Origin of the sequence: Streptomyces sp. NPDC090442 (genome assembly GCF_044769405.1) — a bacterium.
In the GTDB taxonomy this organism is placed as follows: domain Bacteria; phylum Actinomycetota; class Actinomycetes; order Streptomycetales; family Streptomycetaceae; genus Streptomyces.
Genome location: NZ_JBIVXW010000039.1, coordinates 51618 through 66523 on the forward strand (window position 1 = coordinate 51618; position 14906 = coordinate 66523).

At 68.1% G+C, this 14906-nt stretch carries 13 protein-coding genes; 11 read left to right on the forward strand and 2 right to left on the reverse strand.

Annotated elements, in window-relative coordinates; all coding sequences use genetic code 11:
- Positions 1–62 precede the first annotated feature (62 nt).
- The 4 genes from eccD to ACIQU6_RS26085 all read left to right on the forward strand — a co-directional run bounded on the left by eccD (position 63) and on the right by ACIQU6_RS26085 (position 7313).
- On the forward strand, positions 63–1418 hold the full coding sequence (gene eccD, locus ACIQU6_RS26070) for a type VII secretion integral membrane protein EccD (RefSeq protein WP_403484095.1): 1356 nt from the start codon (positions 63–65) through the stop codon (positions 1416–1418).
- Between the two features lie 53 nt (positions 1419–1471).
- A complete protein-coding gene (locus ACIQU6_RS26075; protein ID WP_403484096.1) occupies positions 1472–2686 on the forward strand; it encodes a MinD/ParA family protein in 1215 nt (404 codons plus the stop codon).
- A 58-nt stretch (positions 2687–2744) separates the two neighbouring features.
- The gene (gene eccCa, locus ACIQU6_RS26080; protein ID WP_403484097.1) at positions 2745–6719 is read left to right on the forward strand and encodes a type VII secretion protein EccCa; all 3975 of its coding nucleotides are present in this window, start codon (positions 2745–2747) and stop codon (positions 6717–6719) included.
- Between the two features lie 285 nt (positions 6720–7004).
- Positions 7005–7313 (forward strand): ArsR/SmtB family transcription factor, encoded by a 309-nt coding sequence (locus ACIQU6_RS26085; RefSeq protein ID WP_403484098.1) that lies wholly within the window; start codon positions 7005–7007, stop codon positions 7311–7313.
- Between the two features lie 59 nt (positions 7314–7372).
- Here the strand turns inward: ACIQU6_RS26085 and ACIQU6_RS26090 are convergent, their stop codons facing one another.
- Positions 7373–8146, reverse strand: coding sequence for a glucose 1-dehydrogenase (locus ACIQU6_RS26090; protein WP_403484099.1), 774 nt, complete (start codon positions 8144–8146; stop codon positions 7373–7375).
- A gap of 66 nt (positions 8147–8212) precedes the next feature.
- Positions 8213–9688, reverse strand: a complete 1476-nt coding sequence (locus ACIQU6_RS26095; RefSeq protein ID WP_403484125.1) for an MFS transporter — start codon at positions 9686–9688, stop codon at positions 8213–8215.
- 236 nt (positions 9689–9924) lie between these two features.
- Here ACIQU6_RS26095 and ACIQU6_RS26100 point away from each other — a divergent pair, with 236 nt between their 5' ends.
- From ACIQU6_RS26100 to ACIQU6_RS26130, 7 genes are all read left to right on the forward strand, one after another.
- On the forward strand, positions 9925–10716 hold the full coding sequence (locus tag ACIQU6_RS26100) for an arylamine N-acetyltransferase (RefSeq protein ID WP_403484100.1): 792 nt from the start codon (positions 9925–9927) through the stop codon (positions 10714–10716).
- A complete protein-coding gene (locus tag ACIQU6_RS26105) occupies positions 10713–11192 on the forward strand; it encodes a cupin domain-containing protein (RefSeq protein ID WP_403484101.1) in 480 nt (159 codons plus the stop codon). The genes ACIQU6_RS26100 and ACIQU6_RS26105 overlap by 4 nt, the downstream gene beginning before the upstream one ends.
- On the forward strand, positions 11185–12204 hold the full coding sequence (locus ACIQU6_RS26110; RefSeq protein WP_403484102.1) for an aspartate kinase: 1020 nt from the start codon (positions 11185–11187) through the stop codon (positions 12202–12204). The genes ACIQU6_RS26105 and ACIQU6_RS26110 overlap by 8 nt, the downstream gene beginning before the upstream one ends.
- 40 nt (positions 12205–12244) lie before the next feature.
- Entirely contained in the window at positions 12245–12469 is a 225-nt protein-coding gene (locus ACIQU6_RS26115; protein WP_403484103.1) for an amidohydrolase family protein, read from the forward strand.
- 115 nt (positions 12470–12584) lie between these two features.
- The gene (locus ACIQU6_RS26120) at positions 12585–14003 is read left to right on the forward strand and encodes a DUF6177 family protein (protein WP_403484104.1); all 1419 of its coding nucleotides are present in this window, start codon (positions 12585–12587) and stop codon (positions 14001–14003) included.
- A gap of 186 nt (positions 14004–14189) precedes the next feature.
- On the forward strand, positions 14190–14522 hold the full coding sequence (locus tag ACIQU6_RS26125; protein ID WP_403484105.1) for a hypothetical protein: 333 nt from the start codon (positions 14190–14192) through the stop codon (positions 14520–14522).
- A gap of 54 nt (positions 14523–14576) precedes the next feature.
- Positions 14577–14888, forward strand: a complete 312-nt coding sequence (locus tag ACIQU6_RS26130) for a pore-forming ESAT-6 family protein (protein ID WP_403484106.1) — start codon at positions 14577–14579, stop codon at positions 14886–14888.
- Positions 14889–14906 lie beyond the last annotated feature (18 nt).

Consider the following 14906-nt stretch of genomic DNA (forward strand, 5'->3'; position numbering starts at 1 on the left):
GCGGGTGGGGCATCTTTGGTCGGCCGGAGTGTTCTGTGCGGCGCGATGATAGGTTCAGGTAAGTGGTGAGCAGAGTGGCGACTTCCCGGGGGCAGTTGAGTCGAGTGACGTTGGTCGGCGAGCGGCGCCGGGCCGACGTCGTCCTGCTTTCCGATACGCCCATTGGGCAATTGCTGCCCGATGTCTTGCAGTTGTTGGGCGATCGGCCTGTGTCGGGGCCGATGACGCGGCAGTTGATTACCTCCGACGGTTCCGTATTGCCGCATGACAGCACGCTGGCGTCGGCCGGGATCGTCGACGGTGCCGTGCTCCGGCTCGTCAGAACGCACTCTGCGCCGCCCGCTCCGGTGGTGCATGATGTCACGGACCAGGTGGCTGACGATCTTGATCTGCGGGCGTGGCGCTGGCGTCCCGCCGCTCGCCGGGCCAGCGCGGGCGTGGCGACGGTCGCCTTCACGGTGGTGGCCGCGTTGCTCGCTCGCCGTGAGTTCGCGCTCGACGCTCTCGTCGGTCCTTGTTCGGTCCTCGCGCTCGTGCTTCTGGTGGCTGGTGGGCTCGTTGCGAAGGTCGGGCGGGGGAACCGGGGTCTGACGACCGCGCTCCTGCTCGCCGCCGGTGGGCTTGGTGTTCTCACGGCGTGGACGGCGGCGGATGCGTACGCCTGGCCGGATACGGCGCGGTTGGCCGGCGTTGCGGGTGTGTTGGTGGTGACGCTTGGTTTTCTCGGCTACTTCTCGCCGCTGGGTAAGGGTGGGCTCGTTGGCTCCGTGACGACTGCCACGATCGCGGTCGTGTGGGAGGTGGTGGCTGCCCTCCAGGGCGATCCGGCCCGACTCGGCGCTGTGATGGCCGTGTTGTCTCTGGTGCTGCTTGGTGTGTTGCCGCGGCTTGCCTTGATGGCGTCGGGGCTCACGGCGCTCGATGATCGTCGCTCGGGTGGGGTCTCGGTCAGTCGTCACCAGGTGGGTACGGCTCTTGCGGCGACGCATCGCGGTCTTGCTCTGTCGACGATCGTCACTGCGGTTTCGGCGGCCTCTGCTGGCTGGTTGCTCACTGTGGCCGGGAAGCCGACCGTGTGGAGCGTCGCGCTGACGTGTCTGGTCGCGGTGGTGCTTGTGTCGAGGGCGCGGGCGTTCCCGTTGGTTGCCGAGGTCGTGGCGCTCTTGGTCGCCGCGTCGTGTCTGGTTGTGCGCCTGGTGGTGGTGTGGATGGAGCATGCGGGGGGTGCCGGGCCGCTGGTCGTGTTGGGTGCTGCTGCGGTGTTGCCGCTGGTGGCTTTGGCTGTGCAGGTGCCTGAGCATGTGCAGGTGCGGTTGCGGCGCGTGGCGGATCTGGTCGAGTCGGTGGGAATGGTGGGGCTCTTCCCCCTCGCCTTTGGCGTGTTCGGTGTGTATGGGCAGTTGCTTAACCAGTTCTGAGTCGACGTGCAGGTGCTCCGGGCGGGGCAGCAGGGTGGGGGTGAAGGGCAAGCATGCCGAGCGGAGACGGCTGGCAGGGTGAGGTGCTGCGCGACCTGAGGGGTGGCGGCGCTCAGCAGGATGCGCAAGTCCTTGGTGGGCAGGCGTACAACGCTTCCAGTCCTGCTTCTGGCCCGTCTGCACAGAGCACTCAGGCTTCGCGTGCTGCTCATGAGGTTGGTGCGCATCAGCAGGCCGCCCCGTATTCAGGGCAGGAGCAGCAGGGCGGCTACCCGCACCAGGAGCTCAGGCAGCAGGCTCCGGCGGCGTACGCTGCCGGCCAACAACACCCCCAGCCTCAAGGCGCCCCCGTCTCCCGCCCGATGGTGGACGAGGAACTGGCCAACGCGATGCGTCGCAAGCCGCAGCACGGCGAGTCCTTCGTGACGCGTGCTGCACGTGTCCTGCGTCGCACGCTGTCCTCGTCCGCCGCACGTGAGGTCGCCGCGGTCGCCGAGACTGCTGGGGTGCTTCAGCAGCCCGTGACGACGGGGCGGCAGATCGCGGTGACGTCCATCCGGGGTGGCTCGGGCAAGTCGACCGTCGCCGCGTTGCTCGGTACGACGTTCGCGCACTACCGGCAGGATCCGGTCCTTGTTCTGGAGGCCGATCCGGCGCTGGGCTCGGTGCCGTTGCGGCTCGGTGCCCAGACGCGGCGCTGGACGACGAGCGATGTCGCGGACATCGTCAAGCCGGACATGTCGCTGCTCGACGTCACCGGCTATCTCGTCCAGCTCCCCAACAACGCCTGGCTGCTGCCCGCGAGCCAGGGCCAGATCGGTGCGATGCTGGACAGTCAGGCGTACGAGCGGGCCGTGGTGGCGCTGCGGCGCTACTTCGGTGTGATGGTCATCGACTGCGAGACGCTGCCCGCCGAGGTGGCCCGGGTCGCGCTCGCCGCCGCCCATGGTCGCGTGCTGACCACGCCCGCCACGCCGGAAGGCATCAGCAGCACGTACTGCGTGCTCCAGTGGATGCAGAAGCTGCCCCGGCACGTGATCGACGGCACCGTCGTCGTGCTCACCGAGTTGGTGCCCCACTGCGGGATCGACCTCGACGAGGCCACGCAGAAACTCCGGTCCCTCGGGGTAGGCGTCCAAGTCCTGCCGTATGACCGGCACTTGGCGGCCAGCGGACCGATCCAGACCGAATTGCTCGCTCACCCGACCAGGCAGGCCGCCGCCCGCATCACCGCGGACGCCTTCCGCCTCTCCCAAAGGCGTCACTGACCGCCATGCCGAGCCCGACCGTGAACCCCGGACGACGAACCGTGAACGACGGACGACGATGACTACCCGACTGATCCACCGCCCGGCCCGGACCACCCGGCCCCCGGCCGCCACCGAGGCGCGCATCATCGAGCCCCCGCCCAACCTGCCTGAGGGCAAGGCGGGCAACATCGCGATGTCGCTGCTGCCGGTGGCCGGCGTCATGTCGTCGGTGGTGATGATGACGGTGGTGCGCAACAGCCAGTTCGCCGGGCTCGGCGCGATCATCCTCGTCGTCACCATCATGGGCTCCATGGCGCTCGCCTTCTCCCAACGCGGCAAGGCCCAACGCGCCCGACGCACCCAACGCGAGGCATACCTGGCCTACTTGGAAGACCTGCGCGAGGAACTCTCCGCCGACGAGCGCGGGCGCCGCGAGCGCGCCGAGATCCTCAACCCGCCGCCACCCGCCCTCTACGACATCGTGCGCGATCCGGCCCGCCTGTGGGAGCGCCGGCGTACGGACGGTGACTTCCTGCGCGTACGCGTCGGTACCGGCGAAATGCCCGTACGCGACCTGCAGATCGGGCAGCAGGGTTCGACGGTCCTCACCCCGCCCGACCGTTTCATGCTGAACGAGGCATCGGCGCTGATGGCCCGCTTCCGCACCGGCACCGAACTGCCCCTGACCGCCCCACTGGACCGGGTCGGCAACGTCGGCGTCATCGGCCCCCGCGAGGACTGCCTGCGCCTCGCACGCGCCCTGCTCGTCCAGACCGCTGCGGTGCACGCTCCGGACGACGTGGCCGTGGCCCTCGCAGCGCCTGGTGATCGGCTGGCTGACTGGGAGTGGGCGAAGTGGTTGCCGCATCTGCTGGATTCCGAGCAGTTCGACGGCCCGGTCGCCGCGCGCCGCATGGCGCCCTCCCTGCCCCAACTCGCCCGGCAACTCGGTCCGGAGCTGCGCCGCCGCGCCTCCTACGCCGCCGAGGTGCGCCGCGGCCTGTCCGGCAACGACGCCCTGGCCATGACCTCCCGGCTACTCGTCGTCGCCGACGGACACGGGGCGGACGCCGTCGAACTGCCGCGCCCGGACGAGGCGGTCGGCCTGCGCGACATGGGCGTCACCGTGCTGCACCTGCTGGAGCACCGGGTCCAGGAACCGGGCCACGTCGGGGTCCGGATCACCATCGAGGGCGATCAGGTCGTCATCGAGGACCTGCGGGGGCAGGAGCCGATCGGCGCCCACGGCACGGCGGACGACGTCAGCATCCCGTTCGCCGAGGGCCTGGCCCGGATGCTGGCACCGCTGCGCCTGTCCGCCGAATCGCTCGCCGACGCACCGCTGACCGGCCCCATCGACTTCGCCGACCTCCTCGGCATCGACGACGTGGCACGACTCGACCTCCCCCACCTGTGGGCGCCACGGAACGAACGCGCCTTCCTGCGCGTACCGATCGGCGTCAACGACGCCCACGAACCGGTGCTGTTGGACCTGAAGGAATCCTCCGAGCTGGGCATGGGCCCGCACGGACTGTGCGTGGGCGCCACCGGCTCGGGCAAGTCCGAGCTCCTGCGCACCATCGTCCTGGCCCTGGTCGCCACCCACGCACCAGAGGACCTCTCCCTGGTCCTGGTCGACTACAAGGGCGGCGCGACCTTCGCACCGTTCGCCGAACTGCCGCACGTCGCCGGCGTCATCACCAACCTGGAGAACCAGGCCGGGCTGGTCGAGCGCGTCCATGCCTCCCTCGCCGGTGAGGTCAAGCGCCGTCAGCAGGTCCTCAAGGACGCCGGCAACGTCGCCGACATCGGCGACTACGCAGCCCTGCGCGCCAGCCGCCGCCCCGACCTGGAACCGCTCCCCCACCTGTTCGTCGCCATCGACGAGTTCGGCGAACTGCTCACCGCCAAGCCGGACTTCATCGACCTGTTCCTGTCCATCGGCCGCATCGGCCGCTCCATCGGCGTCCACCTACTTCTCTCCAGTCAGCGCATCGAGGGCGGCCATTTGAAGGGCCTGGACACCTATCTGTCCTACCGGCTGGGCCTGCGCACCTTCTCCGCCGACGAGTCCCGCACCGTCCTGGACACCACCGACGCGTTCCACCTGCCGCCGCTGCCTGGCTTTGGCTACCTCAAGGTCGACACCAGTCACTACGACCGCTTCAAGGCCAGCTACGTCTCCGGCCCCTACCGCGGCCCCGTACAACGCAACGACGACGAGGACACCGGGCCCCTCGCCCTCCCCTACGACACCTTCAACTCCGCAGCCAACCCCCAAGAGGGCGAGGCGGCCGAGCCGACAGTGCGACGCCGCGATACCGGACCGACCGAACTGGCCGTCGTGGTCGAGCAGTTGACGAACGCCGCCAGTGCGGAGCGCCGTATCTGGCTCCCGCCGCTGCCCGACGCGATCGCCCTGGATGCGATCGCCGGGCCGCTGGACGTCGGTGCGCGCGGTACGCAACTCACCAAGCGCCGCGGCCCACTCGAAGTCCCGCTCGGCCTGCTGGATGACCCCATCAGGCAGTGGCAGGGCCAGTGGTACCTGGACCTGACCGTAGCCGGCGGCCACGCCGCGATCATCGGCGGCCCGCAGTCCGGCAAGACCACCCTCCTGCGCACCCTCGTCCTCTCCCTCGCCCTCACCCACACCCCCCAACAAGTTGGCATCTACGGCCTCGACTTGGTCGGCGGCGGCCTGGCGGCCCTGGCCGATCTGCCGCATGTGGGGGGCATCGCCGGCCGCGCCGACCGTGAACGCGCCGCCCGCACCGTCGAAGAAGTGCGCACCATGCTCGCCGCCCGCGAGGACCTCTTCCGCGACCACGGCATCGACTCCCTGGCCCAACTGCGCGACCTGCACGCCGCCGGGCGGCTCCCGCAGTTGGCCTCCGCCGAGATCGTCCTCGTCATCGACGGCTTCGGCGCGCTACGCGACGACTTCGAGCAGCTGGACGACGACGTCACCGACCTCCTCAAGCGCGGCGGCGGTTACGGCATCCACATCGTGGCGGGCATGCTGCGCTGGAACGACGCCCGCATCGCCGTCCAGTCCAACTTCGGCACCCGCATCGAACTGCGCCTCAACGACCCCAGCGAGTCCTCCATCGACCACAAGCTCGCCGCAACCCTCTCCCCCGACGAGCCCGGCCGTGTCCTCACCGACGGCAAGCTCTTCGCTCAGGTCGCCCTGCCCCGCACCGACACACTCACCGACACCACCGACCTGGGCGCGATCCTGGAGCGCACCACCCGCGCCATCCGCGCCACCTGGAGCGGCGAAGTCGCCCAACCCGTACGCGTACTGCCCCACCTCCTGGAGCCGAACCTCCTGCCCGGCCCGGTCGCCGAACCCCACCGGGTCCCCCTCGGCCTGGACCAGACCGCCCTCGCCCCCGTCCTGCTCGACCTCTTCCACCACGACCAGCACCTGCTGATCCTGGGCGACAGCGAATGCGGCAAGACCAACCTGCTCAAGACCATCGCCCACGGCCTCATCGACCGCTACGGCGAAGACGAGTTGGTCTTCGCCGTCATGGACCCCAGGCGGTCCCTGCGCGGCGCGATCCCCGAGGAGTTCAACGGCGGCTACGCCTACAACGCCAAACTCTGCGCGGGACTTGCCACCGGCGTCGCCGGCGTCCTGGACAAGCGCCTGCCCGACGACACCACGCGCCCCGAGGACCTCCAGCCCGGCAACTGGGGCGGCGGCCCACGCATCGTCGTCCTCGTCGACGACTACGACGTCCTGACCACCGCCGGCCAAGAACCCCTGGCCCCCTTCCTGCCCTACATCCCCTCCGCCGTCGACATCGGCCTCCACTTCATCCTCACCCGCCGCGTCGCAGGCGCCTCCCGCGGCCTGTACGAACCCCTCGTACAAAGCCTCCGAGAGTCAGGCTCCTCCGCACTCGTCATGACCGGCGACCGCAGCGAAGGCCAACTCTTCCCCGGCGTCTACGCCTCCCCACAACCACCCGGCCGAGGCATCCTCATCCGCAGGGGCCGCCCCAACCGCCTGATCCAGACCGCGTATTCCGCCACCTGACCGGGAGCCGTCGAGGTACTCCGAGACCATGTTTGTCGACGGCCCGGGCCCGCCAAATGACGGCAGAGCATCTCCAGGCATATGCGGACGAGACAAGGTCGTTGGCAGAGGCGACGGCGGAAGTCTGAGCGGCCCATGGCGAGGCAGATGGCAGGTATACCGAGCGAGTTGGTCTCGTGGCGCCGCATCGACGTGATGCCACCGAGGCACTCAGCGCGCGTCCAGGGGCAACTACCGGCGGTTCAGGACTCAACAGTTTGTACGAGAGAGCCGTATAGTCGAATCATGGCTGAGCTTTACCATCCTGAGCGTCATCACCTTCAACTGGAGACCGTGCTGGCAGCGCTCGGTGACCCGATTCGGCTGGCTATCGTGCGGGAGTTGGCCGCGAGTGGTGAGACGTACTGCAGCGCCATTGAGACCGGTGCGCCCAAGTCCACCCTGACGCGACACTGGCGGGTGCTGCGCGAGGGAGGTGTGGTGCAGCGCAGGCCGGCCGGACGCAAGGCCTACGTCCGACTGCGCAGGGAAGACCTCGAAGCACGCTTCCCCGGGCTTTTGGACACCGTGCTTGCTGCGGACGCCCGGCGCTGAGACGCCGACGCGGTGGGTGTGCGATCCGGGTCGCACACCCACCGCGTTGCGCATGCGCCTCAGGCGCTCACGCCACCATCAAGTACCAAGTCATGGCCGAGCGTGAATCCCGCCTCGTCAGAGGCGAGCCACAGCACGGCGGCGGCAACTTCTTCCACTTTGCCGACCCGACCTACCGGGAAGCGCTCTTTCAGTCGTATGTCGCGCTCCGCGGCGGTCTCGCCGGGCAGCAGCGACATGGGAGTGTTCACGGAGGCCGGGCTGACAGCGTTGACGCGGATGCGGTCGGCCGCGTATTCACGGGCCGCGCTCCGACTCAGCGCAGTGATCGCGGACTTGGTGGCGCCATAGAGGGCGGCACCGGGCACAGTTACATGGGGGCCAACAGCCGAGGCCATGTTGACGATCGCACCGCCACCGTGGGCACGCATGTGGCGGATCTGGTGCTTCATCGAAAGCCAGGTACCCGTCAGGTTAGTGTCGAGCACGTTGTTCCAGACGTGCTCGGAGAGTTCAGCAAGCGGTGCGTAATCAGGGAAGACGCCTGCGTTGTTGAAGGCAATGTGCAGCCCGCCGAAGGCCTCGACGGTGCTGTCCACCAGACGTGCCACCTCCTCGGACGACGTGATGTCGGCCGGGACGGCGCGGGCCTGGCCCCCTACGTGGGTGATCAGTTCGACGGTTTCGTCCAAGGGTTGGGGACTGCGGCCGGCAACGACAACCGAAGCGCCTTCTCGGGCGAAGGCCAGGGCAGTGGCACGGCCTATACCGGTGCCACCTCCGGTGACCAGAGCCACCTTGCCGGTGAAGCGGCTACGGGCGGGAGCGGTCATGACGGTTGGCTCTCCGTTCTGCGTTTGGGTGTACGGGCCTGTGAGTTACGGGTTGAAGGGAGGCGCTCAGCGATAAGCATCGACTGAGTTGGCGGCCGGTTCGCGGGCCGGCCGTGCGGAGCGGAGGGATTGCTCGCGCTCCAGGCCGAGCAGACCGACCACCACGCCCACCAGGCACAGCACCGCGGTTAACCAGACACCCGTCTGGAGCCCGACGGTCATCTGCTCATGTAGCCGGTGGCCGCTCAGGCCCTCGGTTCCGCCGCTGGCTACGGCAACGAGCACCGCTAGGCCCACCGCCCCGCCGACTTGGCGGCCCGTGGAGGCCATGCCGGACGCAACACCTTGTTCTTGCGGGGCAACTCCCTTGCCGGCGGCAGCGAACATGCCCGTGAACGTCACGCCGTTGCCGATGCTGAACACCACCACACCAGGCAGGGTGGTCAGGTACGAACCCGATGACGACAGTCCTAGAGCCAGCACCCCGAGCCCGACGGCGCTGACGGCCTGACCGGTAGCGAGGGCACTGCGCACTCCGACGCGGGCCAGCAGGCGAGGGCTACTGCGCGTCGCGACCATGGCGACGGCGGCCAACGGCAGGAAGGCAAGGCCGCTTTGCAGGGCGTTGTATCCGGCGATCTCCTGGAAATAGACGGTGAGGTAGTACAGCAGCGCGGCGAAGCCGCCCTGGCAGATGAACATCACCACGGTCGCCGTACTCAGATTGCGGTTCGCGAACAGGCGCAACGGCATGAGCGGGTCGGCACTGCGTGATTCGACCAGCGCGAACAAGGCAAGGAGGACAACGGCGAGTGCGGTGCTCCCCAAGATCTGGGCGGAGGTCCATCCCACGACCGGTCCCTGGACGAGGATGTAGACGACGAGGGTGACACCCGCGGTGACCAGGAGCGCTCCGGGGAGGTCGAAGGGGCGCCGCCGAGTGGGAGCCACATCCCGGGGAAGCACGAAGTAGCCGGCCAGTGCGCAGCCGCCAGCCAGTGGCACGTTCACCAGGAACACCGACTCCCAGCCGAAGAACTTGGTGAGGACGCCACCCAGCACCGCGCCCAGCGAGAGGCCACTCGCGCCCGCCGAACCCCACACGGCGAGCGCCCGGTTGCGTTCCGGTCCAGCCCGGAACGTGGTGTTGATCAGTGCCAGCGTGGCGGGAAAGAGAGCGGCGCCGCCGATGCCCTGGATGGCTCGGGAGGTGATCAACATCCAGGAGGCGGTAGCGAAGGCGCCCAGGAGCGAGGCGATGGCATAGAGCGCCAACCCCATGGAGAACATCCGCCGACGGCCCAGCAGGTCGGCGGCGCGACCACCGAGCAACAGGAATCCGCCGAAGACCACGGTGTAGGCGCTCACCACCCACTGCAGGTTCGAGGCGGAGAAATTCAGCTCCCGACCGATCTCGGGCAGCGCGACGAAGACGATGTTGTAGTCGATGCTGATGATCAACTGGGCCAGCGCCAGGAGCGCCAGCGACCACCCCAGGCGTAAGGCGGCGGGGCTCTCTGCGGAGGGAGTGGGCGTTGCCATGGCACCCTTCTCATGACGGTTCGTTGGTACGGGATCTACGTACAGTGAATGTACGCGATCCTCGTACCGTTCGCAGGCGGTGTCAAGGTCGCCTGCGCGGGGCCGACTTGCCGATGGAATCTCGTTCTGGCTCACGCTACCCACCGCTCGATGGGCGACGGGCGTTTCCGACGGGTAGTCGCCGCTACCCGTCCGAGTAGTGGCGATCCTGAGACCTCCCGCCTAACTTCGTTCTCATGGATGACGCAATAACCGATGCGTATCTAGGGCGCATTGGAGCACCAGCGCATAGCGCACCGAGCGTCAAAGCCCTTCGGGCGCTTCAGGAGAATCACCTCCTTTCCGTTCCCTTCGAGAATCTTGACTTTCATCTCGGTGCCCTCGTCCAACCCGGACCGGACACCCTAGAGAAGGTCATAACCCACCATCGGGGCGGGAGTTGCAGAGAACTCAACGGTTTTTCCTTCCCTTCCCTGCTATCCGCTCTGGGCTACCGGGTCCAGCTCCTCGCCAGCCGGATCATCCACCCGGACGGCGCACTGGGTGCTGCGTTTGGCCACACCGTGCTCCGGGTCGATCTGGCCAGGCCGTTCCTAGTCGACGTGGGCTTCGGGCGAGGCAGCAGGTACCCACTGCGACTCGATGAAGGGGGCGTACAGCGCGACCCACAAGGAGACTTCCAATTCGTCCCCGCCCCACACCGGGACCTCGACCTTCTGCGTGACGGGCAGCCGATTCTCCGACTCGAAGCTCGCCCTCGCGAACTGGCCGATTTCCTGCCCACACTCTGGTGGTTTCAGACCTCTCCCCAATCCCCCTTCCGCAAGGGACCGTTCTGTTCTCTGATGACCACGGAAGGTCGAATTTCTCTCACCGGGAGGACTCTGACCCGCACCGAATACGGGCGTCGCAGCGAAGAATTCCTCAGCGGGGACGATGAAGTTCTCGCAGCCTATCGGGACATCTTCCACATCGAACTCGACCGGCTGCCCGACTTGGGCGCCACGACAGGAGCATCCACACCATGACTGTCACCAGCATGCAACGCGTTCAGCACATCCCAGCGGGCCGGGGGCAGACCGTCGTCATGGCAGGCGGCACCTACACCGTCAAGGCGACCAAGGAGTCCACCAACGGGGTGCTGGCACTTGTGGAGGCCACCGTTCCGCCGGCCTGCGGGCCCCGGCCGCACGTGCACACCGTGGAGTCCGAGGCGTACTACGTCCTCAGCGGCGAGCTCGAAGTCCTCGACGGAGAGCGCACGTTCACCGCCAAGGCCGGCGACTTCGTCTTCATACCCAGCGGCACTCTGCACCGGTTCCGCAACACCAGTGTCCAGACGGCGAAGATGCTCTTCATGTTCACCCCCGCCGGATTCGAGGAGCTCTTCCTGACTGCGGGGCTCCCGACCCAGGAAGGAGAGCCGCTGCCCCAATGGACCTCCGAGAACGACCGGAGGGTGGGCGAACTCGCCCCGCGTTACAACTGGGCCGATCATGTCTGACCGCCCGGCCAGCGACATACGGGTAATGAAGTTCGGCGGCTCGTCACTCGCAGACGGGACCTGTCTGCGCCGGGCAGCGGCCCGGGTAGCCGCTGCCCGGACCACCGGAACGCAACTCGCAGTAGTCGTCTCGGCCCGAGGAGACACCACCGACCGGCTGCTCGGCCTGGCGGCCGACATCAGCGCTCGGCCCGGCACTCGCGAGGTGGACCAGCTGCTGGCTACCGGAGAGACCGAGTCGGCCGCGCTTTTTGCCCTGGCTCTGCAAGAACTTGGCATTCCTGCCACTTCATTGATGGCGCATCAGGCCGTGATTCGGGCCGCAGGCCAGCACAGCAGGGGAACGATCGCAGCCATCACCCCAGATCGGATCAACCGGTTGCTCGCCCAGGGCGCAGTACCGGTACTCGCCGGGTTTCAGGGCGTCGATGAGGGCCATGACCTGATCACCCTCGGCCGGGGCGGCTCGGACACCACAGCCGTTGCCCTAGCCGCTTCCCTCCGTGCCGAACGGTGCGAGATCTACACCGATGTGGACGGCATCTACAGCGCCGATCCCCGAGTGGTGCCGGGCGCCCGGCGACTGCCAGCCGTGGAGGTCGACGTCATGGTCGAGATGGCCTACGCGGGAGCCACGGTCATGCACTCGCGCGCCGTGGAACTCGCCGCATCCCACTCGGTGGACGTCCACGTCATCAGCTCCTTCAAGGAACACCAGGGAACCGTGATCACTACGACATCCAAGGGAGTTGAGGAGTCCGTGCTGGAGGAACAGAGTGTGGTCGTCGCCGTCGCACACGACCTGAACAGCGTCCAGGTCCGGGTCACCACGCACGACGGCAGTCACCGCCTCACCGAACAGATACTCACGGCCCTGGCCGACCAGGGCCTCACCCTCGACCTGCTCACCCGCAGCGACCCCAGCGGCTCCGCTGTCTCCTTCACCACCGCCGCCACCGACGTCGGCGGCGGTCACACCGTGTCGAGTGCGGACAGCGCTCGGGCTGCGTGATGCAGGTGTCCCGGGCGCCCAGTTCGGCGACTACGTCGGCATGCTCGAATTCTTCGCCTCCCTTGACTTCAAACCTGCCGAAATCCTCGACATGGCCACCATCCATCCCGCGCAGGCCCTCGGCCTGTCCGACTCAGGAAGCCTTGCCCCCAGCAAGCGCGCCGACCTCATCGTGATCGACGGCAACCCCCTTACCGACTTGGACGCTCTCCGCCGCATCCGCTACGTGCTCGCTGCAGGCCGCCTGACAAACTGCGAGCGTTAGCCTCGATCTTTCGTGACGACCCGCCGGTTTCCACGGCGGGTCGTTTCGGATGCCCATATGCGAGCCACGGGGCACGAGACTCCCACGGCCAGAATGATGAAGGATCAGCCGCCACATGACCAAGGACGTCATCGCCCTGACCCAGCGCATGCCCGACCCGTGGGCCATGCTCGCGGGCCTGCTCTCCGGAGGCCCGGACAAGCTGGTGGACACCACGGGCGAGGGTGCCGTAGTGCGGCTGTGTGACGCTGAGGGCCGACCGCTGGTCTCCGTGGAGGCACCGCTGCTCGTTCAGGTCGAAGGCGAGGCCGAACGCCTCCTCGGAGCCACCCCACCGCCCCTCCCGTACTGGTGGACGGAGGCCCGCGCCACCACCGGCGTCGAACACGCCGAGCGTCTCGCCGGCACCTTCGCCGCCCGACTGGCCACGCTGGCCGACGGCTCCGCATGGCCACCAGAAGCCGCGCGCTCCCTGGCCGTGGTCGAGACCGACGACGTGACCGTGGCCCCCACACCCGCAGCCGCCCGACCCGCCGTCGACGTCCTCACCGACAAGGTCGCCGTCGTCATCCAGGACCGCCCGGTCATCGCCATGACCGCCTGGCTCTCCGACGCCTTTCGCACCGCCGCCACCGCCGAACTCGGCCTCCAGATCGTCACCCCACCGGGAACGACCCTCTCCCCGGCCGTCCGCGACAGCCTCGGCAACTGGCCCTCCCGCTGGGTCATGCGCGACGAACGCGACGGCTACTACGACGGCCTGACCGGAGCCGTACTGCGCTGGCAGGACGGCATGTTCGCCCCCATAGCCTCACCTGAGGCAACCCCCGAAGATCCCCGCACCCCGCTAGCCGCCTCCTACCAGGACGCCACGGCCACGGACGAACGACAGCTGGCGGTCACGTTCCGCGCCGTCCATCCCGCAGATGAGAGCTTGGTGCTCGGCGGTGCACTGGAGTCGCTATGGCGCGAACTGACCGGCGGGCCTCCGGCCGGATGGGGAACCGCGGAACCCGCCAACCTCCCCTTCTCTCCCCGCCAGATCACCGACCTCGCCCGCGAGCGCGCCCCAGAGCCGACCTGGATCGTGGTGGTCGGCACCCCGGACCGCCCCGGCCTGGCCACCGTCCGCATCAACCGCACGAAGGCGGGCGTGGAGGAAGAGGTCACGCTGATGTTCGGCTACGGCGCCGACGAGGAACCGCCCCTGGACGCTCTGCACTCGGCAGCGGAACTGCTGGCCACCCGCCACCGCCTCCAGTCGATGCTCGTCCAACTCCGCAAGGCCCGCCGCGACCTGGCGGTGCCGCCCCGCTTCGAGGGCCCAGGGGTGCCGGTGGGCTTCGTCCTCGGCGCCGAGGAGGTCCACCAGATGCCCGACGACCGCGCCCGACACACCCCCCTGCCCCAACCGCCCCTCCCCCTGGGCCCGAAGACCCGCCCAGCGATGTACTACCCGTTCCCCGGCGACCCCTCGGACCTGACCGGCTGGCAGGACTTCGAACGTCTCATGCGGCACCTGAAGAGCGCGTGAGAGCACCTGTCATACGGGGGTGACACCCTCGCAGCCGAGGGCCGAAGCAGGGCGGGTAGACGGACAGCGATTTTGAGCCGTTGTCACACCCTCGTCATAGCATTGGATTGTGAATTGCACCGGTCACGCACCGGTTGATAGGCATGACCACACATACGACCATCAAGTCTGGTGGGGGGGAGTTTGATGAAGTTCGACATGGGGGCGCAGACGCTCTCGACGTTGAGGTCGCAGTCGCAGGGGTCGGGCACGGAGCTGGGGACGCTGATCCATCAGCTCGTCCAGGCGGCCCAGCCGTTGGAGGGCAAGTTCAACGGTGCGGGCAAGGCGGCCTTCGACTCGTTCAAGGCGCACGCTGACGAGATCAGCGCGGAGTTGAACAGTGCGCTGTCCGCGATCGTCGGCGGTCAGTCGGGGATGGAGTCGGCGTTCGGCTCGGGTGTCCAGGAGCAGGCCGACAACGCTCGGTCGCAGATGTCGGCGGCCAACTTCGACGCGGCCCGCTTCTCCGGCCGCTGACCATCTGAGCGCGGCAGCAGGACTTCAGACCAGATTTCGACGGGGAGGATTGTGATGGCTGCTGGCATGGACCGGCGTTCCTACGACTCGGGCGCTTCGGCGGAGGCACAGGGCAACATCCAGGCGGTGATTGCCCGCCTGGAGCAGGTGATCGCGGCCCGCGACGCCCAGGTGAAGCAGGCGATGTCGGACTTCACCGCGGACGGCGTGGCGGACGAGTACCACGGCAAGGAAATGCGCTGGAACCGCGCCTCGCAGGAGGTCAAGAACATCATCCACCTGCTGAAGACGACGCTGGAGAAGAACGACGCGACCGCGCACCAGACCCTCGCGCGCGCGAAGTCCGCGGTCGACAACATCGGCTGAACCACCCCAGGCCCATCG

What these genes read in the sequence shown, in the direction of transcription:
- ACIQU6_RS26075 (WP_403484096.1), top strand. Translation starts at nt 1,472, where the DNA reads ATGCCGAGCGGAGACGGCTGGCAGGGTGAGGTGCTGCGCGACCTGAGG.
- eccCa (WP_403484097.1), top strand. Translation starts at nt 2,745, where the DNA reads ATGACTACCCGACTGATCCACCGCCCGGCCCGGACCACCCGGCCCCCG.
- ACIQU6_RS26085 (WP_403484098.1), top strand. Translation starts at nt 7,005, where the DNA reads ATGGCTGAGCTTTACCATCCTGAGCGTCATCACCTTCAACTGGAGACC.
- ACIQU6_RS26090 (WP_403484099.1), bottom strand. Translation starts at nt 8,146, where the DNA reads ATGACCGCTCCCGCCCGTAGCCGCTTCACCGGCAAGGTGGCTCTGGTC.
- ACIQU6_RS26095 (WP_403484125.1), bottom strand. Translation starts at nt 9,688, where the DNA reads ATGGCAACGCCCACTCCCTCCGCAGAGAGCCCCGCCGCCTTACGCCTG.
- ACIQU6_RS26100 (WP_403484100.1), top strand. Translation starts at nt 9,925, where the DNA reads ATGGATGACGCAATAACCGATGCGTATCTAGGGCGCATTGGAGCACCA.
- ACIQU6_RS26105 (WP_403484101.1), top strand. Translation starts at nt 10,713, where the DNA reads ATGACTGTCACCAGCATGCAACGCGTTCAGCACATCCCAGCGGGCCGG.
- ACIQU6_RS26110 (WP_403484102.1), top strand. Translation starts at nt 11,185, where the DNA reads ATGTCTGACCGCCCGGCCAGCGACATACGGGTAATGAAGTTCGGCGGC.
- ACIQU6_RS26115 (WP_403484103.1), top strand. Translation starts at nt 12,245, where the DNA reads ATGCTCGAATTCTTCGCCTCCCTTGACTTCAAACCTGCCGAAATCCTC.
- ACIQU6_RS26120 (WP_403484104.1), top strand. Translation starts at nt 12,585, where the DNA reads ATGACCAAGGACGTCATCGCCCTGACCCAGCGCATGCCCGACCCGTGG.
- ACIQU6_RS26125 (WP_403484105.1), top strand. Translation starts at nt 14,190, where the DNA reads ATGAAGTTCGACATGGGGGCGCAGACGCTCTCGACGTTGAGGTCGCAG.
- ACIQU6_RS26130 (WP_403484106.1), top strand. Translation starts at nt 14,577, where the DNA reads ATGGCTGCTGGCATGGACCGGCGTTCCTACGACTCGGGCGCTTCGGCG.